The organism is Rhodococcoides sp. S146-33 (assembly GCF_059489205.1).
This window is the reverse complement of record NZ_JCAJWY010000004.1, coordinates 1-21,396: the sequence shown is the minus strand read 5'-3', so window position 1 is coordinate 21,396 and position 21,396 is coordinate 1. Positions and strand designations below refer to the sequence as shown.

Genomic DNA, 21,396 nt, shown 5'->3' with positions numbered 1-21,396 from the left:
GCGCCCACGTCGACACTCCCTCTCGGCAATTCACTCACTCACTTCACGAGCCTTGGTTCACTATCAAGAGAGTTGAACCCTCTACCGGCATCCTTCCATTGTTATCGCCTCGCCGTTCCCCTAGGGCGCAGAACACGCCTGGCAAACTGGCGGGTAACAACATTTCCGGCATCCGTGCCGGGAATCCATCGGCCGTACGAAAAGGATGTTCTCGTGGGATTGTTCGATCGACTCAAGCGGCGCGGCGGGGCCGCGAAACGTGGTCCCGAAGGGTCGGTCGCCCAGTACCTGGCCGATTGGACTGCGGCGCGAATCGGTGTGGAGGCCTATGTCGAGCCGAAGACGACAGTGACTCCACTGACCGTCGTCCTGGTGGCGAACGACGGCGAATGGACCCGGCGTCCGCTGGATGAAAAATATGCACGAAAGATCGGACCCGACCTGAAGATCCCGGTCTACGACGTCCGGAAGACCGGGTACCCCCAGCGAATGCGCGACCACGATGCTCGCCAGAAGATCGTCAAGAGACGCGAACAGGAACGGCGCGACCGGTGATCGCGTCCGTGCGCGCAGATCCGCGCGCACGGACGTCCGCGATCAGCCGTTCTCGACGATGTCTTCGAGAACCGCGAAAATGGTCCGCACGGGAACTCCGGTGCCGCCCTTGCCGGTGTAGCCGAAGGGGCCTCCGGTGTTGTAGGCCGGGCCCGCGACATCGATATGGGCCCATTCGACGCCGTCGGCCACGAATTCCTTCAGGAACAGGGCTGCTGCCAGCATTCCGCCGGCCCTGCCATTGGTCACGTTCGCAAGATCGGCCACCTTGGAGTCGAGTTCACGTCGAATCTCTTTCGGCAGCGGCATGGCCCAGCCGTTCTCGCCGATCGCTTGGGAGATTTCGGCAACCCGGTCACGGAAGGTGTCGGTACCCATCACGCCGGGCGTTCGGTTGCCGAGCGCCACGACCTGAGCTCCGGTGAGCGTTGCGGTGTCGATGAGGTAGTCCGGATCGTCCTCGCAGGCACGCACGATCGCGTCGGCCAGCACCAGTCGACCTTCGGCATCGGTGTTGATGACCTCGACGGTGATTCCGCCGTATTGCGTCAGCACATCGCCGGGACGCTGCGCTGTTCCCGACGGCATGTTCTCCGCCATGGGCACCGTCGCGATCACGTCGAGCGGCAGACCGACCTTGGCGGCCAGCACGACGGTGGCGATAACCGCCGCGGCACCGCCCATGTCCGAGGTCATGTTCTCCATTCCCGCAGCAGGTTTGATGGAGATGCCGCCGGTGTCGAACGTGATTCCCTTGCCCACCAGAGCAACCTTCTTGGCGCCACGCTTGCCGCCGGTGTGGGAGAGGCGAACCAATCGCGGCAACCGCGAAGACCCCTTACCCACTCCGTGAATACCGCCGTAACCACCCTTCTCGAGGGCCTTGTCGTCGAGAATCTCGACCTTCAAGCCTGCCGCAGTACCCAGGGCCTTCGCCCGGTCCGCGAACTCCTCGGGATAGAGGTGGCTCGGTGGGGTGTTCACGAAATCGCGTGCTAGCGCCACTGATTCGGCAATGGCGACGGAGCGTGCGAGCTCGCTCTTCGCGTCCTTCGATCGAGAGTCGGCAACGAGCAATTCGACGCGGGCGAGAGGAAGGGCGTCGGCCTTCGGTGCCGACAGTGCGGATTTGAACTCGGTGAACTGATACGCGCCGAGGAAGAACCCCTCTGCGGCCGCTCCGAGGTCGAGTGCGGACAACGTCGTCGCTACCGTATCGACACCTTTGAGCGAGCGTGCCGCGGTACCGGCCGACTGACGGATGCGCTCGCTGTCGATGTCGGCAGCGTTGCCGAGGCCCACCGCCAGGACACTGGAGACGGGCAGCCCGAACGGAGCCGGGATGCGAACGAGCTCGTCGGCTTTGCCGGTGGCACCGACGGATTCGAAGGCGTCGAGGAGTCCGGCAGCAACGGCGTCGTCGGAAATGTCGTCGGTGATGGCGAGCTCGAGGCCGTCGTCACTGGTACTCAGCGCGACAACGAGAACGTCGACTTTCTTGCCGAGCTTGCCCGCGAGGACCAGGTCGGGTCCGAGAGTGCGGGATAGCGTCGAAGGTGAAGGCACGTGGCTGCTCCTGTAGGGGTTGACGTGTAGGTACCTCGATCCTAATGACGACCCATGGCGCAGCGGAGCGAGGGACGAACTGGGTCCGCAGCGCCCGCACGAGCCGTGATGTGGACTAGCGTGACCGCCATGACCGACACCGACCTGATCGAGGGACCGCTGCACGCCGTACATATCGAATTGGGTGCGAGATTCGCACCTTTCGGCGGTTGGACCATGCCGGTGTCGTACGCCGGGGTGGTCGTCGAGCACACCGCGGTGCGGGAAACCGTAGGCCTGTTCGACGTCGGCCACCTGGGCAAAGCGTCGGTCACCGGACCCGGCGCTGCCGCCTTCGTCAACTCCGTCCTGACCAATGACCTCGGCCGGATCGAACCCGGTAAGGCGCAATACACCCTCTGCTGCACGGAATCCGGTGGTGTGGTCGACGACCTCATCGCGTACTACGTCTCCGACGACGACGTGTTCCTGGTGCCGAACGCCGCCAACACGGCCGATGTCGTGGCGGCGATGGCAGCGCAGGCACCCGCTGGGGTGTCGGTGGTGAACCAGCACCGCGAGTTCGGAGTGCTGGCCGTTCAGGGGCCGAAAGCGGCCGAGGTGCTGCACGAATTGGGTCTGCCGACCGAGATGGATTACATGGCGTTCGAGGACGCGACCTGGAATTCGGTGGCCGTGCGGGTGTGCCGAACCGGTTACACCGGCGAGCAGGGGTACGAACTGGTTCCACCGGCGGGTGATGTGGAACCGCTCTTCCGTGCGCTGATGGCCGCAGTGCGGACTCGCGGGGGACAGGTGTGCGGGCTCGGAGCACGTGACACTCTGCGGACCGAGATGGGCTACCCACTGCACGGACACGAACTGTCGCTGGACATTTCGCCCCTGCAAGCTCGATGCGGTTGGGCGATCGGGTGGAACAAGGAGGCATTCTGGGGCAAGGAGGCATTGACCGCAGAGAAGGCCAGTGGGCCTGCGCGAACATTGCGCGGACTCAAGGCTCTCGACCGCGGTGTACTCCGCCCCGGTCTCACCGTGCGTGCGTCGGGCCAGGACATCGGGACGACGACGTCCGGAACTTTCTCGCCGTCGCTCAAGGTCGGTATCGCCCTGGCCCTGCTCGACGCCGAGGCAGCTCCAGCGGTCGGCTCCGAGGTCGAGGTCGACGTTCGTGGGCGGGCGCTGCGCTGCGAAGTGGTCGCGCCGCCGTTCGTCGCTGCCAAGACCAGGTGACCGCTGAGGGAGCGAGTGACCTCCACGATAGGATCTCGGGCATGACAGGTGTTTCCGAATTCACGTACGTGCAGCATCCCTCGCCCGCTACACCGGCGGAGCGCGACGCAGTGCTTGCCGCACCGGGATTCGGAAAACACTTCACTGACCACATGGTGTACATCGATTACACCCGCGACCGTGGCTGGCACGACGCGACGATCGCGCCCTACGGCCCGATCGAGCTCGACCCGGCAGCGATGGTGCTGCATTACGGCCAGGCTATCTTCGAGGGCCTCAAGATCTACCGTCAGCCGAACGGAGACCTGTCGACGTTCCGGGTCCAGTCCAACGCCGAACGGTTTCGGTCCTCGGCCAGGCGACTTGCCATGCCTGAGCTTTCGGACGAGCTCTTCGTCGGATCGATCGAGAAGCTGCTCGCACTCGACCACGAGTGGGTTCCTGCGGCAGGCGGCGAGGACGCGTTGTACGTCCGTCCGTACATGTTCTCCACCGAGGCCGGGCTGGGCGTGCGCCCCGCAGATTCGTACCGCTACATGCTGATCGCCTCGCCTGCAGGGGCGTACTTCCCCAGGGGGGTCAAGCCGGTGAGCGTCTGGCTGTCCACCGAGTACGTCCGGGCGGCACCGGGAGGAACGGGTGCCGCGAAGTTCGCAGGTAACTATGCCGCGTCACTCCTCGCCCAGGCGCAGGCCAGCGACGAAGGATGCGATCAGGTGGTGTGGCTCGACGCCACCGAGCGCCGGTACGTCGAGGAGATGGGCGGGATGAACCTGTTCTTCGTCTTCGGCTCGGGGTCCGATGCACGCCTGGTGACGCCGTCGCTGTCCGGATCGCTTCTCCCCGGCATCACCCGAGACTCGCTGTTGGCTTTGGCGACGGACGCCGGCATCCCCGTCGAAGAACGCCGCATCTCCACCGAAGAGTGGCGCAAGGGTGCCGACTCGGGCGAGATCACCGAGGTGTTCGCTTGCGGCACTGCAGCTGTCATCACTCCGGTGGGCAGCGTCAAGTCCACCGAGGGAGCGTTCGAGATTGCGGGCGGTGAGCCGGGCGAGATCACGCTCGCTCTGCGAGACACTCTCACCGGAATTCAGCGCGGCACCTTCGCCGATACCCACGGCTGGATGACCACACTCCGCTAGCTCCCCAGAAGCAGGCCGACCGCGGCCAGAGCTGTGGTGGTCTCGATTCCGGCTCCGAGTACGTCGCCGGAGAGGCCACCGAAGCGGCGGACGCAGTGTCGAGTCAGAATCACCGCAAGGGCAAGTACGGCGACGACGACCAGTGGGCCCTGCCACGGTCGGTCGGGCCGAATGTACGTGAACATGGCCGTTACGACGCCTGCCCACAATGCCACGGCTGCGGCCGACTGAGTGCCTGCCACCAGCGCGCCGAAGCCGCTCGGTGCGGCCGCGTCGATCCCTCGGCGGCACGCGACGACCACCGACACCCGTCCGATCACCGAGGCGCAGACGATGGCCCACCACAGGTGTTGTTGAGCGAGCTGGCCCAGGCTCGCGGCCTGGATTGCCAGGACGAGAGCAATGGCCGCAACCCCGAACGGGCCGGCACTGCCGGACTTCATGACTTCTCGCGCCCGCTCGGGCGGGCCGTAGCAACCGAGTCCGTCTGCGGTATCGGCCAAGCCGTCGAGATGCATACCCCGAGTGAGCAGTGCCGAGGCCGCAACGGCGATCAGTCCGCCGAGCAGGGGCGACAGTCCGGCTGCGATCGACACCCACAACAGCGCTGCGGAGATGCCACCGAGGGTGAGGCCGACGAGCGGAGCGAGAGCTATGGCCCGTCCGGCCGAGTGCCGATCGACATCGGTGGGGCCGCGTACGGGCAGGACCGTCAGCCAGGAGAACGCTAGCAACAGTCCATCGGCTCGCCTGCGCACGGTCAGCGGTCTTCGATACTGCTGGGGGCTGCGGTGCTGCTGTGGTCCTCGATACTGCTGTGGGCTTCGCTGTCGCCGGTGCTGACCCCAGCGTCGGCGAAGGTCGCCATCGAGTTCAGAGTGTCGACACCTGCGCGAACCAATGGCAGTGCCGCCAGCGCGCCCGAGCCCTCGCCGAGTCGCATGTCCAGCTCTACCAACGGCTCGAGACGCAAGTGCCGCAACGCAAATGAGTGTGCAGGCTCGACCGAGCGATGCCCGGCAACCCACCAGTCCCGTGCCCCGGCCGCGCCGTCCTCGGCCACCAGAGCTGCTGCAGTCACCACGAGACCGTCGAGGATCACCGGGGTTCGCCGATGCGCAGCCTGGGCGAGAAATCCTGCCAGCGCCGCTATGTCGGCGCCGCCCGCGACCCGAAGCAGATCGGTGGGGTTCTTCGCGACCGGACGCGCCCGGCGCATCGCGTCCCGGATGGCTGCGGTCTTTCTGATCCATCCGGCGTCGTCGATTCCGGTGCCGCGGCCGACGGCGGCGACCGGTTCGGTGTCGGTGAGGGTTGCGATCAATACCGTTGCCGGAGTGGTGTTTCCGATGCCCATATCGCCCGCGATGAGCAGATCGGCACCGCCGTCGACTTCTTCGTCGGCAATGGCGGCTCCCGCGGCGAGGGCGGCACGAACCTCGTCCTCGCTCAACGCATCGTCGCGGTCGATCGATCCACTGGACCGTCGGACCTTGAACGCGGACACGGTGGGATCGGTCTCGGCATCGACGGCGATGTCGACCACCCGCACGGTGGCACCGGCGATGGCGGCGAGGACGTTGACCGCTGCGCCGCCGGCACGGATGTTCTCGACCATCTGCGCTGTCACCTCGGGCGGGTACGCAGAGACCCCGTGCGCTGCGATGCCGTGGTCACCGGCGAAGACGACGACACGTACCCGCTCGAGAGATCGAGGCGGGCAAGTGTCCTGGCAGGACGCTATCCATTCACCGAGTTTCTCGAGGCGGCCGAGGCTGCCTGCGGGCTTGGTCAGCTCACGTTGCCGCTCGACGGCAGAAGTACGAGCCGCGTCGGACGGAGCGGTGACCGGACGGAACGGCGATGACTCCGAATTTTCTGCCGAAAATGTTGTCACACTGTGCCTTTCGCGGTGATGGATTCCGCCGGTGGTTCCTTGAGGGTCAGTGCGAGTCCCGCGACGACCAGCAGAACCCTGTCGCAGACGGCGGCAAGTCGAGAATTGAGCAGTCCGAGCTCGTCGCGGAAGAGGCGTCCGGAACGCGACTCGGGAACCACGGACAGACCTACCTCGGGACTGACCAGCACAATGGTGGACGTGCAGTCCGCGACCGCACCGACCAGGTCGTCGACAGCCGGCGTGATCGTGCCCCGTGGCCGTTCCCACGCCCGAGCGTCGTCGAGCATCCCGGTCAGCCACGTTCCGAGGTCGTCGACCAACGTGGTGCCGCCCCAGGGCTCCGAGATCGATGCGGCCAGCGAGGTCACCGTCTCGACGGTGGACCAATGCTGCGGTCTCGACGCCCGGTGGAGCTCGATGCGACGCTGCCAATCCTCGTCGGCGGGGTTGCGCCTACCGGTTGCGAGGTACCGAACCGGCTCGGTGACGGCACACGACTCGGCATATGCGGACTTACCGGATCGGGCACCACCGAGTACGAGGGTTCGAGTCGGTTCACCCACCGACGTCAGACAGCCGCGCCGGCGCTGACTCGCGGCTTGGGTGCGCGCATCTTGCGAATCTGCGACGCGCGAACGAAGGCGTACCACCCGATCTTGAAGCCGCCGTCCGTCGTCTCGGGGAAGCGCACGCGAATCTTGTTGTTGATCATCTTGCCCAAGTAGATGCCCTCGCCCACCATGAACAGCATCATCACGAACATGCCGAGAGTGACGTACTGCTGCACTGCAGGCTGTAGGAACAGCGCGAAAATCAGGATGAGTGCGAGCGGCATGAACAGTCCGACGAGATTGCGCCGTGCATCGACGATGTCGCGGACGTATGCGCGGACCGGGCCCTTGTCGCGGGGGAGCAAGTACTTGTCGTCACCGGCCAGCATGCGCGCACGACGCTCGGCCGCTGCGGCGCGGCGTTCGTTGGACGCGGCCTTGCGGTCTTCTTTGCTGCCCTTGTTCGCCTTGCGGCGCTCGCGTGCTTCTTTGCTCGTGAGGGGCGCCGGAGCAACAGGCCCGCGACGACGACCCTCGGCGTCACGGCGCTTGGGTGTCGGGCGGCCCTTGCCGAGGGACACCGGAGACGCAGCTTCGTGCCCGGACGCAGTCGACTCGGATTCGTTCGAGTTCTGTTCGTCCGAATTGTCGGAGTTTCCACGGCGTAGCAGCTTCACGCACCCAGAGTATGGGATGACCTATCGATATCGAACACCGGCCAGGTCAGCTCGCAGACCAGCAGATGCCGTCTGCATGCTGCAGCCCTAGACTTTCCACGATGCGAGTGATGATTGCGCCTGATTCTTTCGGAGACACCCTGACGGCTGCAGACGCGGCACACGCTATGGCGAGGGGATGGACATCGGTCAGGGGTCAGGACGAACTCGAGCTCGCCCCCCAGTCCGACGGCGGGCCGGGGTTCGTCGAGGTGCTGGCCTCGCGCATCGGCACTGTTCAGGTCGCCGACGTCGACGGACCGCTCGGCACTCCTGTTCGGGCTCACTGGCTGCTCGACGGCACAGTGGCGTACATCGAATCCGCGCAGGCGTGTGGGCTGCATCTGCTCGACGGCCCGCCGAGCCCATTGTCTGCGCTGAAGGCGAGCAGCTACGGCGTCGGGCAGTTGATCGATGCGGCGATCGGCAGCGGAGCTCGAACGATCTTCGTCGGGCTCGGCGGCAGCAGCTGCACCGACGGCGGCCGCGCACTGATACGCGCGCTGGGCGGGTTGGGATCGGCGGTCGGTCGTCTATCGGGAATCGACCTCGTCGCCGCGTCGGACGTAGAGAATCCGTTGCTGGGCGAGTGGGGTGCGGCCCGGGTGTTCGGACCGCAGAAGGGTGCCGATGCCGAGACGGTCGGTCGACTGGAGGAGCTGAACACGGACTGGGCCGCCGTCCTGTCCGCAGCGGGTCACGACGTGGCGGACAGGCCGGGTGCCGGAGCGGCGGGTGGTCTCGGTGCCGCGCTGTTCGCACTCGGCGGCACGCAGCAACCCGGAGCCGTCGTGGTGGCCGAACGGACCGGACAGCAGGACCTGTTGGGGACCGTCGACCTGGTGTTGACCGGTGAGGGCAAGTTCGATTCGCAATCGCTGCGCGGCAAGCTGGTCACCAGAATCGCGGCCGCCGGCGGCGCGACCGGCGTGGAGACGATCGTGCTTGCGGGCCAGGTGACGTTGACCGACGACGAACTGGCGTCGGCGGGTATCGAGGCGGCACATTCGATCAGCGAATTCGCGGGATCGGTCGAGTTGGCGATGTCGGACGCCGCGAACCAGCTCGAACTGCTCACCGCGCGCATCGCGGGCGAGGTCGCAGACTTTGCCGTGAATCCGAGGCGGCGAGCGTGAGGAATAGAGGCACCGAGAGTACGGTTGAGTAGTTCACGGGTTTTGTACGACTGATAGGGAGAGCCCATGACCGTTTCAAGCGAGACCACAACAACCGAAACCACGGCGCACAAGGTCACCATGACCGAGACCGCGTCGGCCAAGGCCAAGGCGTTGCTGGATCAAGAAGGCCGCGACGACCTCGCGCTGCGCATCGCTGTGCAGCCAGGTGGTTGTGCAGGACTGCGTTACCAGCTCTTCTTCGACGATCGAAGCCTCGACGGCGACCTCGCGGTCGACTTCAACGGCGTCACTCTCGCAGTGGATCGGATGAGCGCCCCCTACGTAGAGGGTGCATCCATCGACTTCGTGGACACGATCGAGAAGCAGGGCTTCACGATCGACAACCCGAACGCCACGGGTTCGTGCGCGTGCGGCGACTCGTTCAACTGAGCTGACTCGTTTTCGACTGTGACCGATACACGCATGCGTGTATCGGTCACAGTCGTGTCTGCCGGTCAGTAAACCAGCACCCCCATTCGAAAGGCTCTTCTTCGTGACTCTCGCGGTATCAGGCTCGATAGCGACCGACCATCTCATGCGATTCCCCGGACGGTTCGCCGAGCAGATAGTCGCCGACCAGATCTCGAACATCTCATTGAGCTTTCTGGTCGACGACCTGGTCATCCGCAAGGGAGGGGTGGGCGGCAACATCGCCTACGCGCTCGGAGTCCTCGGCGGCTCACCGTTGCTCGTGGGAGCGGTCGGACCGGACTTCGCCGACTATCGCGGCTGGCTCGAAGACCACGGTGTCGATTGCAGTGGCGTGAGCATCTCCGCAACCGCCCACACAGCGCGTTTCGTGTGCACCACGGACCAGGACATGGCGCAGATCGCATCGTTCTACCCCGGGGCCATGAGTGAGGCTCGCAATATTTCCATCGAGGCGCTGGCCGGCGAGCGCGACCTCGATCTGGTGTTGATCGGTGCCAACGACCCGGATGCGATGACCGCGCACACAGCTCAGTGCCGCGCCGCGGGAATCCCGTTCGCGGCCGACCCGTCCCAGCAGCTCGCTCGCCTCGATGCGGCGCAGGCAATGGAGATGATCGACGGAGCCGCGTATCTGTTCACCAACGAATACGAGTGGGCTCTGCTCAAGCAGAAGACCGGCATGTCCGACGCCGACATCGCCGACAAGGTGGATCTGCGTGTCACGACTTTGGGCAAGCGGGGCGTCGACATCGTCACCAAAGACGGTGTGCATACCCACATCGGTGTCGTACCGGAAACGAGCAAGGTGGACCCGACCGGCGTCGGCGACGGCTTCCGGGCCGGCTTCCTCACCGCACATCTGGCCGGAGCGAGCATCGAACGTGCGGCGCAACTCGGATCGCTCGTCGCCGTTCTGGTCCTGGAAACCACCGGCACCCAGGAATGGAGCCTGAACCGCGACGACGCGATCAAGCGGCTGAGCGCGGCTTACGGCACCGAGGCAGGCGAAGAGATCGGCGCGCTGCTGCCGGCCTGAGATCGCTTCCCCCCCCAGAACGGGATCAATGTGGCCTTGTTGCAATCAGAGTGACTGAAACCCACATTGATCCCATGAGGGGAGGGGTGTACCGGTCAGATGTTGACCGGGTATTCCGGTTCGGCGATCTGGGGCACGATGCGCTTCTCGACGAAGATGCCGTGCCACACCATGAAGATCAGCAGCGTCCACAGACGTCGGCTGTGATCGGATTTTCCGGCGCGGTGGTCGTTGAGCATCGCGACTATGGCGGGCTTGTTCAGCAGGTGGTCGGTCTGGGAGTCGGCGATCTGCTGGTGTGCCCAGTCGAAGAGCTCGGTGCCGCGTAGCCAGTGGCGCAACGGCACGGGAAAGCCCAGCTTGGCGCGATGCAGCACGTGACCGGGAACTATCCCCTCGAGCGCTTGGCGTAGGGCGTACTTGGTGGTGTTCTTGGTGATCTTCTGCTCGAGGGGCAGCTTCTCGGCGACCCGATAGATCTCCGAGTCCAGGAACGGGACTCGCAGTTCGAGTGAATTCGCCATGGTGATCTTGTCGGCCTTGACCAGGATGTCGCCGCGCAACCAGGTGAACAGGTCCAGGTGTTGCATCCGGGCTACCGGATCCCATCCCTGCGACTGCGCGTAGATCGGCGCAGTGACGTCCTGGTGGGTCCACTCCGGTCGGAAATCGCGCAATACGGACCGCAGTTGTGCGTCGTTGAAACTACGAGCGTTTCCGTAGTACCGCTCCTCAAGAGTCATCGATCCACGGTTCAGCAGGCTTTTCCCGCGGGTTCCTTCCGGAATCCGCTCGCTCAACGACCCGGCAGCGCGTCTGAGGAATGCAGGAAGCGACTCGAACGGCTTCAGCGACAGCGGCTCGCGATAGATGGTGTACCCGCCGAACAACTCGTCTGCGCCCTCACCGGAGAGCACGACCTTCACGTGCTTCCGCGCCTCCTTGGCGACGAAGTACAGCGGTACCAATGCGGGATCCGCCACCGGGTCGTCCAAGTACCAGACGATCTCGGGGATGGATGCCGCGAACTCCTCCGGCCCGACGACCTTGACGATATGGCGGGCACCGATGGCCGCCGCCGACTCCGCGGCGACGTCGACCTCGGAATAGCCTTCTCGCTCGAAACCTGTGGTGAAGGTGATCAGGTCAGGATTGTGGCGAATTGCCAGCGCCGCGATGGCCGTCGAATCGATGCCGCCCGACAGGAAGGATCCGACTGTCACGTCGGCCCGCATGTGCTTGGCAACCGAATCTTCGAGCGCTTCGGCGATCTCCTGATAACGAGCTCTTTCGCTGCCGGGCGCGAAGGGTCGGACCGGAAACTTCGGCGTGAAGTATCGGGTGACCTCGGGCGCGGTACCGGGGGAGAGGGTGGCGTAGCAGCCGGATTCGAGTCGACGGATCCCCACGTGGAGGGTCTCGGGCTCGGGGACGTACTGCAGCACGGTGTAGTGCTCCAGGGCGCGCTGGTCGAGGTCGTCGTCGACCCCGACCAGATTCATCAACTCCAGCACGCTCTTCTTCTCACTACCGAATGCAGTGCCTCCCGGGCCGGTGGCCAGGAACAACGGCTTGATGCCGAAGGGATCGCGTGCGATGAACATCTGGCGGGTCTCGGTATCCCAGACCGCGAACGCGAACATGCCCCTCAGTCGCTGCACCGCGGCTGGACCCCAGTAGTGAAACGCGGCAACGATCGATTCGCTGTCGCCCTCGGTGGCGAACTCCGCGCCGTGATCGCGCGCCAATTCCGCGCGCAACTCCAGGTAGTTGTAGATCTCGCCGTTGAAGACGAGCGCGTACCGGTTCGGTGACTCGGGCGGACCCCAGCGCATCGGCTGATGCGAGTGTTCGATGTCGATGAACGACAATCGGTTGAACCCGTAAACGACGTCGTCGTCGTGCCACGTCCCACCGGGCTCGTCAGGCCCCCGGTGGCGCATGCAGTGGGTTGCCGAGCTCACCAGCTCGACTCCGGCGGCGGTCGTTCCGTGAGACGTGAGTACTCCGAGCAGTCCACACACAGCGTCTGCTACCTCTTCTCGCAGTTGGGGACAATGCAGCGGTCCGAGTCTCCGCGAGCGGCGTCAGCGGGACGGCAGATCAGGAACCGAGTATGCCGCAGACACGCACGAGCGTAGGTGACGACCCAAGGATGGCTATCCGTCGGCTTTGGTCTACGCTGCGTAGTACTAGAGCATCTCCATGTGGAAGCTCTTATTCTTCAGTGGTGGGCAATCAGGAAGGCGTGAACGTGGCGCAGAGTCGGATCCTTCGTCGAGCGGGGCTGACAGCATTTCTCGGTGTAGCCGCGTTGATGCTGTCGGGCTGTTCCATCAGCAGCGACAACGTACTCAATTTTGGTTTCGCTTCGGGAGTCACTCCGCAGGGGCAACGCATCGGCGACCTGTGGACCTGGTCGGTTATTGCCGCCCTGGTCATGGGCATCGTCGTGTGGGTCCTGATCTTCTGGGTGGTGCTCTTTCACCGCAAGAAGAAGAACTCACCGGAGTTCCCTCGCCAGACGGCGTACAACGTTCCGCTCGAGCTGTTCTACACGGCCGTGCCGTTCGTCATCATCGCCGTCCTGTTCTACTTCACCGTCGTGGTGCAGAACTACGTCGACGAGAAGCAGGCCGATCCGGACGTACAGGTCGACGTCACCGCTTACCAGTGGAACTGGAAGTTCGGTTACCGGACCATCGACCTCAAGGACGGTGCCGCCAAGTACGAGGGCACCGACGAAGAGGAGCAGGCGGCAGCGGAAGCCGCCGCCACTCCCGGTGAGGGTGCCGAGGGCAGTGAAGACGGCGAGTTCGTTCCGGGACCCATCAACGGTGCGCTGACGCAGGACTTGTCCTACCTGCACTACAACAAGATCGAAACAGTCGGATCCAGTGACGAGATCCCGGTGCTGGTCCTCCCGACCGGCAAGCGCATCGAATTCGTGCTCGCGTCCTCGGACGTCATCCATGGATTCTGGGTTCCGGAGTTCTTGTTCAAGCGGGACGTTCTTCCGAACCCCGAGGAGAACCACTCCGACAACGTGTTCCAGATCAGCGAGATCGAACGTGAAGGATCGTTCGTCGGTCGGTGCACCGAAATGTGTGGCACCTTCCACTCGATGATGAACTTCGAGGTTCGCGCGGTGTCGCCGGACAAGTTCGAGCAGTACATCGAGCTACGCAAGCCACTGTCCGAGGGTGGCGACGCACTCACCAATGCGCAGGCACTCGAGGCCATCGGTGAGAGCCCGATCGCTACGAGCACCTCGCCGTTCGAGACCGATCGCACCGTCCGTACCGCCACCGTCGCCGAAGGCAACTGACCAAGGAAGCATGCTGATATGAAAATCGAAGCCAAGATCTTCGAGATCCTCACTGTCTTCTTCCTCCTGGTCGGCATCGTGTACGCGTTGTTCACGGGCCTGAGTCGCACTGGAGTGGAGTGGGCAGGCGTTACCGCGATCTTCTTGTCGGTGGGCCTGACTCTGATCGTCGGCACCTACTTCCGGTTCGTTGCTCGACGCCTCGACACCCGTCCCGAGGACTTCGACGATGCCGAGGTGAGCGACGGCGCAGGCGATCTCGGCTTCTTCAGCCCCGGCAGCTTTTGGCCGATCGTGCTCGCCGGCGCTGCGTCCATCACTGCTCTCGGATTCGCTTTTTTCCAGCCGTGGCTGATCGCACTGGGAGTCGTTTGCGTCATCGCAGCGGCTGCCGGCTTGGTGTTCGAGTACCACCTCGGAGCCGAGCGCCACTGATTGGCACACACCAGACAAAAGGCCCCGATCGTTCGCGAGAACGATCGGGGCCTTTTTCTGTACCGAGAGTGACCGCTGGAGAAGCACCGACGTCGCATGGAGCATTCACGCCGTAGAACAGTGCCCGACCAGAGGCGAGCGACTGTACATGGGCGTCCGCAACGTCAGGAGGCGTCGGCCTCGGAGTGTCTCGCCGTAGAGTCCGAAGCCGAGTCCGCCACGGCGTCCAGAGAGATGCTGAGCGCCTCGCACAGGGCCGCGACGGTGAAGAATGCAGGTGTCGGTATGCGTCCGGTCTCGATCTTTCTGAGCGTCTCGACCGAGATGCCGGCGGAGTCGGCGACATCGGTCATGGTGCGGCTGCCTCGGTGACGACGCAGTGTTGCGCCTAGCCTGGCACCGCGAGCGAGCTCGCCGGGGGTGAGGGGAATGCGGACCATGTGCCGATAGTAATACCGGTGAGCCGTCCTGTTGCGGCGCAGTGGTGTCCGCGTACGAGGATGTCCCGGCGAGTATTCGAGTTCGGTGTAGGGACCGCCCGAGACCGGGGGAGGGGAGTGGCACGAAGGTCGCCACGTGCCGATGCGACGCCTCGTTTCGTTCCAGATCAGTGGATACGAAAAAGGGCGGCACCGTTTCCGGTGCCGCCCTTCCGTTGTGCTGTGTCAGATGTCAGCGATCGCTGTCACTGTCCTGACGACCCGACGTGATCGCCGCGTCTTCGTGCCCGTTGCCGTTCGAATGGCCGTTGCCGTTCGAGTGGCCGTTCCCATTTGTGTGGCCGTTACCGTTCGAGTGGCCGTTGCCATTGGAATGACCGTTGCCGTTCGAGTGGCCGTTCGAGCCGCTGCCGAGAATTCCGGCCTGGTAATTGCGGAGCATTGCGAGCTGCTCGTGCTCGCCCTTGTGCAGTGCATCTTCCAGAGCCTTGCTCTGAGCAACAGGGTCCGGGGTGAACAGCGATCCGGAGCCGGGCTTTCCGGCCGAACCGAGCTTGTTCATCTTCTTGGGTACCGGTGCGCCCTGGTAATCGAGGGGAATCGGATGTCCGTGATCGTCGACCGGTCCGAGCGGCTGGTGAATTTCCACGTACTGGCCGTGCGGAAGACGCTTGATGATTCCGGTTTCGATGCCGTGCTCGAGTACCGCCCGGTCGCTGCGCTGCAGACCGATGCAGAACCGGTAGGCAACGAAGTAGGCGATCGGAGGCAGGATCAGTACGCCGATGCGACCGATCCACGTCATGGCGTTGAGCGAGATGTCGAACTTGTACGCAATCAGATCGTTGACGCAGGACAGCGTCAGGACGACGTAGAACGCGATCGACATCGCGCCGATGGCCGTGCGGACCGGCACGTCGCGGGGACGCTGCAGCAGGTTGTGATGTGCAGTGTCACCGGTGAGGCGCTTCTCGATCCACGGGTAGGCGATCATGACCGTGAATACGAGACCCATGATCACCGCCACCCAGAACACAGCCGGGATGGTGTAGCGACCGGCGATGTAGATGTCCCAAGCCGGCCACAGTCGGGCCAGACCGTCCGTCCACATCATGTAGAAGTCGGGCTGCGAACCTGCCGACACCTGCGACGGGTTGTACGGACCCAAGTTCCAGATCGGGTTGACCTGAAGTAGGCCACCCATTGCTGCCAGCACACCGAACGTCACGGCGAAGAATGCACCGGACTTGACCGCGAACACCGGGAGAATACGAACGCCGACGACGTTCTTCTCGGTGCGTCCCGGTCCGGGGAACTGCGTGTGCTTCTGGTACCAGACCAATGCGAGGTGAGCTGCGATCAACGCCAGGATGATCGCGGGAAGTAGCAGCACGTGGGCTACGTACAGGCGAGGAATGATGATCGTTCCCGGGAAGTCGCCGTCGAAGATCAGCCAGTGCATCCAGGTGCCGACGATCGGGATACTCATCGTGATGCCGGAGAAGGCGGCGCGAAGACCGGTGCCCGAGAGCAGGTCGTCGGGGAGGGAGTATCCGAAGAAGCCCTCGAACATCGCCAGGATCAGCAGCAGGCAGCCGATGACCCAGTTGGCTTCGCGGGGGCGACGGAATGCACCCGTGAAGAAGATGCGGGCCATGTGCACGATGATCGACGCGGCGAACATCAGTGCCGCCCAGTGGTGGATCTGTCGCATGAACAGACCACCGCGGACCTCGAACGAGATGTCGAGGGCAGTGGCGTACGCACGAGACATGGTCACACCGTTGAGCGGGGTGTAAGCGCCCTGGTACACGACCTCGCTGAGTGATGGATCGAAGAACAGGGTGAGGAATACGCCGGAGATCAGCAGGATCACGAAGCTGTACAGCGCGATCTCACCGAGCAGGAACGACCAGTGGGTGGGGAACACCTTGTTGATCTGGCGGCGCAATCCCGGTGCCAAGTGGTAACGACTGTCTACGTCGTCTGCCTGCTTGGCTGCGAGGGTTTGCAGTGAAGGACTCATGAATCACGCTCCGGTCGACGTTCCCAGAAGGCGGGGCCCAGTGCTTCCTTGAAATCGGCTTGTGCCACTAGGTATCCCTCCTCGTTGACTGTGATGGGAAGCTGAGGCAGCGCGCGCGCGGCCGGTCCGAAGATCGGCTTGGCGTACTCGAGCGCGTTGAACTGCGACTGATGGCAAGGGCAGAGAATGCGGTTGGTCTGCTGCTCGAACAACGATGTCGGGCAACCCAAATGCGTGCAGATCTTGGAGTAGGCGTAGTAGTCGCCGTAGTTGTAGCTCTCCTGGCCCTTACGCTTGACGACCGTGCTGGCATCGTCGGGGCGGAGGCGGATGAGCATGACGGCGTTGCGAATCCCGCGGAGCGAGACGAGAAGTTCGTGCTCGCTTTCGCGGTCCGCTTCGCGGAACGGGAAGACAGTCTCCATAGCACCAGCGTCCAAGTCCTCGGGCCGAACGAGAACGACATCTTCCGGTCGCCCGGTGTCTCGTCGGAGGTAGATGGTCTCCCCATCGTACCGAGGAGTCCAGCCGGATACCCACAACGGAGAATCTTCGCCCTTCGCCCACGGGTTCTTGATCAGGCCTCCGAGCGGGAGCAATGCCATGATGCCCAGTGCGCCGCCGCCGAAGAACAGTGAGCGCTTGATCACCTTGCGACGACCGATGGTCGACGTGTCCAGGGAGTCGCCCAGCTCGGCCACCAACGTCTTGCGGTCCGTCTCCGACGAACTTCCGTCGTGACGGTCCTGGATGGAGACCTCTTCGGGAATGAACTTCTTGGTGAACTGCACAGCACCGACGCCGACGGCGAGGATTGCCAGACCCATCGTGCCGCCGATCAGCGGCGTGTACAGCGAGTAGAGGTTGTAGTTCTCGTCACCGATCCCGGCGTACTGCCAGGGCCAGAACAGGTAGACACCGATGAACGCGACGGCAGAGAGGCCGGCGATGGCGAACCAGATCGCGACACTGCGCTCCGCGCGCTTCTCCGCCCGGGTGCCCTCGACAGCCCAGCGGTTTCTGCGGAAAGCAACGTCGACACCGTCGAGATTCGTACCGAGTTCGACCAACTGGTCGCGGCTCAGAGAAGCCAGTTCCTCGTCGGTGTACTTCTTGTCGGCATCCACACCACCGGTGTTTGCCGCGTCCTTGCGGCCGGAATCGCCGTCGCTCATGACCTCGCTCCGATCCACAGTGTTGCGCCGACGACTGCGGCGATTCCGACAACCCACAACGCGATCGCCTCGGTACCGGGACCGAAGCCTGCGAGACCCCAGCCGCCCGCGGCTTTGGTTTCCTGGGCCGACTTGACGTACGCGATGATGTCGCCCTTCTCTTCGAGCGTCAGCTGACGGTCGGAGAACTTGGGCATGTTCTGCGGACCGGTGACCATCGCGGTGTAGATCTCCTGCTCGTTGGCAGGTCCGAGGTCCGGCGCGAACTTGCCGGAGGACAGGGCACCGCCCTGACCGGTGAAGTTGTGGCAGGACGCGCAGTTCAATCGGAACAGTTCGCTGCCGCGTGCGATGTCGTCGCCGCGCAGCGACTCCTGTGCGACCTCGCCGTTCTCGTCGAGGATGACCGTGGGTCCGCCACCGTTGGCCTGGATGTAGGCACCGAGCGCGTCGATCTGCTTGTCGTCGAACTTCGGTGGCTTGCGGAGTGCCTGCGCCTCGTTACGAACGGCGGGCATGCGACCACTGGAGACCTGGAAGTAGACAGCCGCTTCGCCGACGCCGATGAGGCTCGGTCCGCGATCCTGAACGCCCTGCAGGTTTGCGCCGTGGCACGTCACGCACGACGTGTCGTACAACTGCTTGCCCTCGCGAATGAGCGCCGCCGAGTCCGTGTCTGCCGTAGCGACCTGCGGAGTCGGAGTCAGGGCCGAAGCGAGGAAACCCGCGCTCAGAAGGCCCATCATGAGAACGAGAGCGCCGGTGATGCGTCGGCGCGTCTTACGCTGACGTCGCGTCTTGACGGCGGCTTTGTCGACGGATGCTGCTGGGGGAGATGTACTCATCTTCTATCCCTTGTCGTGTCGGGACGGGCCGAACGTCGGGGGCTGAATCCGTCCGTTCGTTATCTTTGGCGTGCTGACTGTCACTAGCGGATGAAGTAGATCGTCGCGAAGAGGGCAATCCAGACGATGTCGACGAAGTGCCAGTAGTACGAGACGACGATGGCGGCGGTGGCCTGTGCGGGCGTGAACTTACTGACCAGAGTTCTGGTGATCAGGAAGACGAACGCGATGAGTCCGCCGATCACGTGCAATCCGTGGAAGCCGGTCGTGATGTAGAAGACCGAGCCGTACACGCTGCTCGACAACGTCGTGCCCTCGTGTACCAGGTGGTAGTACTCGTACGCCTGGCCGGCCACGAAGAACGCGCCCATTGCCAACGTGATGATGTACCAGCGTCGAAGACCGAAGACGTCTCCACGCTCCGCGGCGAACACGCCCAACTGGCACGTGAACGACGACGCGATCAGCACGGCCGTCACCGGTACGGCCAGACCGAGGTTCAACTCCGTCGGTTCCGGCGGCCAATTTCCGTTCGCCTGGGCTCGCGCGACGAAGTACATCGCAAACAGCCCGGCGAAGAACATGAGTTCACTCGACAGCCACACGATCGTGCCGACGCTGACCATATTGGGACGGTTCAGCGAGTGCACGCGTTGGGTGATTGCCGATCCTTGAGTCCCTACAGCGCTCGTCACAGAAAGAAGTATGACCCGTCGTAGTACGGAAGGCATATCCGGGTCCGCTCTGGGCGCGTCGCAACGCAACGAATCCACGAGCGTGCTTGTTCCCTGGCTGGTCAGAGACCCTGTACGGGCCGGTAGGGTCCAGTCGTGCAAGGCTGGCCTCATGGCAAAGAGCACCGAAGGTGGGTGGTTTCGGCGGCTGTTCTCGCGGTCGACCGCAGAACGTCTGGACCCCACGCGCGAGGATCTGGTGATAGTGGCGAGCTGCTTCGACGACGCGCAGGCGTGTTCCGCCGTGCTCGACGACGCGGCCCGAATGCCGCCGGTGTGGACGGCGGCGTCGGATGTGTTGCTTCGGCATCATTTGCTGCTGCCGGCACACGAAGTAGCGGACGCAGCTGCGGTCGCGGCTCAGGACGATTACGAAGTGGGGCCTGCGGTCGAATTGTCGGACATCGATGGATACCGCCCTCACGTCGACGACGGCGTTCCGCTGGTTCTGCAGCGCGTGCAGGTGCTCGACGCGCTCCACTGTTCACAGGAGCGCTCGCGAATGGCGGGCCTCGCCCAACGCCGGGGTGGCGCTGTACTCGGCTGGGACGCGCTGCAGCCGGCTCTGCCCGACCCGGGCTCTGGCTAAGATTCCTCCGCCCCCATGTCCGCCGCCAGGGACCGACGAACGGATCCAGCCATGAACGCACCGACCACTGACGAGCAGCCGCGAACCTGGCGTCGAATTCTGGGCGCGCTGAGCACTCGCATCGACTTGTCCAGTGCCGATACCGGCTGGGCGATGGACGAGATCATGGCCGACAACGCGACAGCGGCACAGATCGCAGCATTCGGCGTGGCCCTCAGGATGAAGGGGCCTACTCCGGCGGAAGTGAACGGGCTCGCCGAGTCGATGCTGGCCCACGCGGTGTTGGTGAACACCGATACCGACGCCGTCGACGTCGTGGGCACCGGCGGCGACGGTGCCGATACCGTGAACATTTCCACCATGGCTGCGATCGTCGTCGCGGCGAGCGGAATACGAGTGGTGAAGCACGGCAACCGGGCGGCGTCGTCCAAGAGCGGCACCACCGACGTGCTCGAAGCGTTGGGTGTCCGCGTGACTCTGGGGGCCGATGCAGTGGCGTCGAGCGTCGAACAAGTCGGTATCGGGTTCTGCTTCGCGCCGATCCACCACCCCGCTCTGCGGTTCGCCGCGGCACCGCGGAAGGAAATCGGCATTCCGACCGTGTTCAATGTGCTTGGGCCACTAACCAATCCGGGTCGGCCGCGCGCAGGCCTGATCGGCTGCGCCTTCGAGAGTCTGGCCCCCGTGATGGCGGACGTGTTCGCCGGCCGGGGCAGCTCGGTTCTCGTTGTGCGTGGCGACGACGGACTGGACGAGATCACCCTCTCCACCACGACGACCGTGCACGTCGTGTCGGGTGGCTCGGTGACCGTGGAGACGATCGACCCAGTCGACTTCGGGATCGAACGAGCTCCCATCGAGGCCCTCAGAGGCGGCGACGCGGAGTTCAATGCCGCAGTGGCGCATCGCGTGTTCGCCGGCGAGCACGGACCGGTGCGTGACGCCGTTGTGCTCAACGCCGCCGCAGCCATAGCCGCATATCAGGGCATCTCCGGGAACCTGCGTGAGCGAATCGAAGCCGGATTGGCAACCGCCGCAACGGTTGTCGACAACGGTTCAGCGGCTCGGCTACTCGCCGACTGGGCGCGCTGCACCACCGCACTGGCCGACTGACGAGCTGCGTCCTACTCGCCGATCGAGAACCCTGCGTCGACGTCGGCGCTCGAATACGACTGAAACGCAATGTGAGTCGTGGTGCCCCGCACGCCGCGCACACGATTGATGTGTTTGGTGACGACGTCGGCGATCGAGGCGTGATCGCGCACTTTGACGATGGCGATCAGATCGACATCCCCAGCGCACGAATAGACCTCCGTCACACCATCGACGTCGGCAACGGCCTGCGCCGCCTCCGGAATCAGGTCGGCCTCGGCGTCGATCAAGACGATGGCATTGATCATCTCTGCTCCTCATGCGTCTCGAGCCCGATGTGCGACGAGCTCCCACCCAACCCTAGTTCTACCGGTCGTTCCGCGGGCTCCACTCCTGCATCACCGGTCGTTCCGCGGGCTCCAC

General features: G+C 64.2%; 22 protein-coding genes. 10 read left to right on the top strand and 12 right to left on the bottom strand.

The genetic code is table 11. The features are described 5' to 3' along the window. The first annotated feature begins 213 nt into the window (after window positions 1-213). Entirely contained in the window at window positions 214-555 is a 342-nt protein-coding gene (locus AC5WEY_RS17920) for a hypothetical protein (RefSeq protein ID WP_057476077.1), read from the top strand. A gap of 42 nt (window positions 556-597) precedes the next feature. Here the strand turns inward: AC5WEY_RS17920 and AC5WEY_RS17915 are convergent, their stop codons facing one another. Further along, window positions 598-2,121, bottom strand: coding sequence for a leucyl aminopeptidase (locus tag AC5WEY_RS17915; protein ID WP_495646938.1), 1,524 nt, complete (start codon window positions 2,119-2,121; stop codon window positions 598-600). Window positions 2,122-2,250: 129 nt separating this feature from the next. On the opposite strand from AC5WEY_RS17915, the gene gcvT reads away from it, so the two are divergent. After that, complete coding sequence (gcvT, locus tag AC5WEY_RS17910) at window positions 2,251-3,351, top strand: glycine cleavage system aminomethyltransferase GcvT (RefSeq protein ID WP_495646937.1); 1,101 nt, start codon at window positions 2,251-2,253, stop codon at window positions 3,349-3,351. A gap of 41 nt (window positions 3,352-3,392) precedes the next feature. Continuing rightward, window positions 3,393-4,496 carry a branched-chain amino acid aminotransferase gene (locus AC5WEY_RS17905; RefSeq protein WP_495646936.1) on the top strand — a complete coding sequence of 368 codons (1,104 nt, stop codon included), beginning with the start codon at window positions 3,393-3,395 and terminating at the stop codon, window positions 4,494-4,496. Here AC5WEY_RS17905 and AC5WEY_RS17900 read toward each other — a convergent pair. The 4 genes from AC5WEY_RS17900 to AC5WEY_RS17885 are packed head-to-tail and all read right to left on the bottom strand — an operon-like array spanning window position 4,493 to window position 7,624. Beyond that, complete coding sequence (locus tag AC5WEY_RS17900) at window positions 4,493-5,254, bottom strand: adenosylcobinamide-GDP ribazoletransferase (RefSeq protein WP_495646935.1); 762 nt, start codon at window positions 5,252-5,254, stop codon at window positions 4,493-4,495. The genes AC5WEY_RS17905 and AC5WEY_RS17900 overlap by 4 nt on opposite strands. Window positions 5,255-5,256: 2 nt before the next feature. Next, the gene (gene cobT / locus AC5WEY_RS17895; protein ID WP_495646934.1) at window positions 5,257-6,393 is read right to left on the bottom strand and encodes a nicotinate-nucleotide--dimethylbenzimidazole phosphoribosyltransferase; all 1,137 of its coding nucleotides are present in this window, start codon (window positions 6,391-6,393) and stop codon (window positions 5,257-5,259) included. Then, entirely contained in the window at window positions 6,390-6,959 is a 570-nt protein-coding gene (cobU, locus tag AC5WEY_RS17890) for a bifunctional adenosylcobinamide kinase/adenosylcobinamide-phosphate guanylyltransferase (RefSeq protein WP_495646933.1), read from the bottom strand. Before cobU ends, cobT begins: the two co-directional genes overlap by 4 nt. 5 nt (window positions 6,960-6,964) lie before the next feature. Continuing rightward, the gene (locus AC5WEY_RS17885) at window positions 6,965-7,624 is read right to left on the bottom strand and encodes a DUF3043 domain-containing protein (protein ID WP_057476082.1); all 660 of its coding nucleotides are present in this window, start codon (window positions 7,622-7,624) and stop codon (window positions 6,965-6,967) included. Window positions 7,625-7,725: 101 nt separating this feature from the next. Here AC5WEY_RS17885 and AC5WEY_RS17880 point away from each other — a divergent pair, with 101 nt between their 5' ends. The 3 genes from AC5WEY_RS17880 (at window position 7,726) to AC5WEY_RS17870 (ending at window position 10,309) form a co-directional block, all read left to right on the top strand. Further along, the gene (locus tag AC5WEY_RS17880; RefSeq protein ID WP_057476083.1) at window positions 7,726-8,799 is read left to right on the top strand and encodes a glycerate kinase family protein; all 1,074 of its coding nucleotides are present in this window, start codon (window positions 7,726-7,728) and stop codon (window positions 8,797-8,799) included. Between the two features lie 66 nt (window positions 8,800-8,865). Then, the gene (locus AC5WEY_RS17875) at window positions 8,866-9,231 is read left to right on the top strand and encodes a HesB/IscA family protein (RefSeq protein WP_032379078.1); all 366 of its coding nucleotides are present in this window, start codon (window positions 8,866-8,868) and stop codon (window positions 9,229-9,231) included. Between the two features lie 103 nt (window positions 9,232-9,334). Beyond that, window positions 9,335-10,309: a carbohydrate kinase family protein gene (locus tag AC5WEY_RS17870; RefSeq protein WP_057476084.1), complete on the top strand. Its 975-nt coding sequence runs from the start codon at window positions 9,335-9,337 to the stop codon at window positions 10,307-10,309. Between the two features lie 95 nt (window positions 10,310-10,404). Here AC5WEY_RS17870 and asnB read toward each other — a convergent pair whose 3' ends face one another. Continuing rightward, window positions 10,405-12,333: an asparagine synthase (glutamine-hydrolyzing) gene (asnB, locus tag AC5WEY_RS17865; protein WP_495646932.1), complete on the bottom strand. Its 1,929-nt coding sequence runs from the start codon at window positions 12,331-12,333 to the stop codon at window positions 10,405-10,407. A gap of 224 nt (window positions 12,334-12,557) precedes the next feature. Between asnB and ctaC the strand changes: the two genes are divergently transcribed. Both ctaC and AC5WEY_RS17855 read left to right on the top strand, forming a co-directional pair. Further along, on the top strand, window positions 12,558-13,637 hold the full coding sequence (ctaC, locus tag AC5WEY_RS17860) for an aa3-type cytochrome oxidase subunit II (protein ID WP_495647161.1): 1,080 nt from the start codon (window positions 12,558-12,560) through the stop codon (window positions 13,635-13,637). 18 nt (window positions 13,638-13,655) lie between these two features. After that, window positions 13,656-14,072, top strand: coding sequence for a cytochrome c oxidase subunit 4 (locus AC5WEY_RS17855; protein WP_397519566.1), 417 nt, complete (start codon window positions 13,656-13,658; stop codon window positions 14,070-14,072). Between the two features lie 164 nt (window positions 14,073-14,236). Here the strand turns inward: AC5WEY_RS17855 and AC5WEY_RS17850 are convergent, their stop codons facing one another. The 5 genes from AC5WEY_RS17850 to ctaE all read right to left on the bottom strand — a co-directional run bounded on the left by AC5WEY_RS17850 (window position 14,237) and on the right by ctaE (window position 19,253). After that, the gene (locus tag AC5WEY_RS17850; protein ID WP_495646931.1) at window positions 14,237-14,512 is read right to left on the bottom strand and encodes a helix-turn-helix domain-containing protein; all 276 of its coding nucleotides are present in this window, start codon (window positions 14,510-14,512) and stop codon (window positions 14,237-14,239) included. 232 nt (window positions 14,513-14,744) lie between these two features. Beyond that, window positions 14,745-16,538, bottom strand: coding sequence for a cytochrome bc1 complex cytochrome b subunit (gene qcrB, locus AC5WEY_RS17845; protein WP_057476088.1), 1,794 nt, complete (start codon window positions 16,536-16,538; stop codon window positions 14,745-14,747). Then, window positions 16,535-17,713 (bottom strand): cytochrome bc1 complex Rieske iron-sulfur subunit, encoded by a 1,179-nt coding sequence (qcrA, locus tag AC5WEY_RS17840; protein ID WP_057476229.1) that lies wholly within the window; start codon window positions 17,711-17,713, stop codon window positions 16,535-16,537. The genes qcrB and qcrA overlap by 4 nt, the downstream gene beginning before the upstream one ends. Further along, window positions 17,710-18,558 carry a cytochrome bc1 complex diheme cytochrome c subunit gene (qcrC, locus tag AC5WEY_RS17835; RefSeq protein ID WP_057476089.1) on the bottom strand — a complete coding sequence of 283 codons (849 nt, stop codon included), beginning with the start codon at window positions 18,556-18,558 and terminating at the stop codon, window positions 17,710-17,712. The genes qcrA and qcrC overlap by 4 nt, the downstream gene beginning before the upstream one ends. An 83-nt stretch (window positions 18,559-18,641) precedes the next feature. After that, entirely contained in the window at window positions 18,642-19,253 is a 612-nt protein-coding gene (gene ctaE / locus AC5WEY_RS17830) for an aa3-type cytochrome oxidase subunit III (RefSeq protein ID WP_495646930.1), read from the bottom strand. A gap of 151 nt (window positions 19,254-19,404) precedes the next feature. On the opposite strand from ctaE, the gene AC5WEY_RS17825 reads away from it, so the two are divergent. Both AC5WEY_RS17825 and trpD read left to right on the top strand, forming a co-directional pair. Then, window positions 19,405-19,881 (top strand): hypothetical protein, encoded by a 477-nt coding sequence (locus AC5WEY_RS17825; protein ID WP_495646929.1) that lies wholly within the window; start codon window positions 19,405-19,407, stop codon window positions 19,879-19,881. Between the two features lie 51 nt (window positions 19,882-19,932). Next, window positions 19,933-20,994, top strand: coding sequence for an anthranilate phosphoribosyltransferase (gene trpD, locus AC5WEY_RS17820; RefSeq protein ID WP_495646928.1), 1,062 nt, complete (start codon window positions 19,933-19,935; stop codon window positions 20,992-20,994). Between the two features lie 11 nt (window positions 20,995-21,005). On the opposite strand, the gene AC5WEY_RS17815 is transcribed toward trpD, so the two are convergent. Beyond that, window positions 21,006-21,281, bottom strand: a complete 276-nt coding sequence (locus AC5WEY_RS17815; RefSeq protein WP_057476093.1) for an Lrp/AsnC family transcriptional regulator — start codon at window positions 21,279-21,281, stop codon at window positions 21,006-21,008. Window positions 21,282-21,396: the final 115 nt, after the last annotated feature.

What these genes read in the sequence shown, in the direction of transcription:
- gcvT (WP_495646937.1), top strand. Translation starts at nt 2,251, where the DNA reads ATGACCGACACCGACCTGATCGAGGGACCGCTGCACGCCGTACATATC.
- AC5WEY_RS17905 (WP_495646936.1), top strand. Translation starts at nt 3,393, where the DNA reads ATGACAGGTGTTTCCGAATTCACGTACGTGCAGCATCCCTCGCCCGCT.
- AC5WEY_RS17880 (WP_057476083.1), top strand. Translation starts at nt 7,726, where the DNA reads ATGCGAGTGATGATTGCGCCTGATTCTTTCGGAGACACCCTGACGGCT.
- AC5WEY_RS17875 (WP_032379078.1), top strand. Translation starts at nt 8,866, where the DNA reads ATGACCGTTTCAAGCGAGACCACAACAACCGAAACCACGGCGCACAAG.
- AC5WEY_RS17855 (WP_397519566.1), top strand. Translation starts at nt 13,656, where the DNA reads ATGAAAATCGAAGCCAAGATCTTCGAGATCCTCACTGTCTTCTTCCTC.
- AC5WEY_RS17850 (WP_495646931.1), bottom strand. Translation starts at nt 14,512, where the DNA reads ATGGTCCGCATTCCCCTCACCCCCGGCGAGCTCGCTCGCGGTGCCAGG.
- qcrB (WP_057476088.1), bottom strand. Translation starts at nt 16,538, where the DNA reads ATGAGTCCTTCACTGCAAACCCTCGCAGCCAAGCAGGCAGACGACGTA.
- qcrA (WP_057476229.1), bottom strand. Translation starts at nt 17,713, where the DNA reads ATGAGCGACGGCGATTCCGGCCGCAAGGACGCGGCAAACACCGGTGGT.
- qcrC (WP_057476089.1), bottom strand. Translation starts at nt 18,558, where the DNA reads ATGAGTACATCTCCCCCAGCAGCATCCGTCGACAAAGCCGCCGTCAAG.
- AC5WEY_RS17825 (WP_495646929.1), top strand. Translation starts at nt 19,405, where the DNA reads ATGGCAAAGAGCACCGAAGGTGGGTGGTTTCGGCGGCTGTTCTCGCGG.
- trpD (WP_495646928.1), top strand. Translation starts at nt 19,933, where the DNA reads ATGAACGCACCGACCACTGACGAGCAGCCGCGAACCTGGCGTCGAATT.
- AC5WEY_RS17815 (WP_057476093.1), bottom strand. Translation starts at nt 21,281, where the DNA reads ATGATCAATGCCATCGTCTTGATCGACGCCGAGGCCGACCTGATTCCG.